This is a genomic window from Prevotella lacticifex, from assembly GCF_019973375.1.
GTDB lineage: Bacteria > Bacteroidota > Bacteroidia > Bacteroidales > Bacteroidaceae > Prevotella > Prevotella lacticifex.
This window is the reverse complement of sequence record NZ_BPTV01000046.1, coordinates 1-248: the sequence shown is the minus strand read 5'-3', so window position 1 is coordinate 248 and position 248 is coordinate 1. Positions and strand designations below refer to the sequence as shown.

At 46.8% G+C, this 248-nt stretch carries 1 protein-coding gene; it reads right to left on the bottom strand.

All coding sequences use genetic code 11. The annotated features are described in order from the left end of the window. Window positions 1-248: hypothetical protein (locus LDN30_RS16325; RefSeq protein WP_223930259.1), on the bottom strand; the 248-nt coding region annotated here is incomplete at both ends.

Sequence of the window (248 nt, the reverse complement as noted above, 5' to 3'; positions counted from 1 at the left end):
TGGCATTGTAGTCCTTGAGCATGCCGTCAATGACCATGTTACCGCCGGTAAATGTATTCACTCTATTGCGCATGAACTCACAGATAAGGGAGTATGCCTTGCCTATCTCCACAAGGAATCTGGACACTGCCGTCTCAGACAAATGAACTCCCGGATACATCTCTGATGCAAATGAGCATAGGTACTGTACCTGCAAGTCACGGTTCATGATGTCTCCATATGAAGCACGGAGCAAGGCTATGATATAG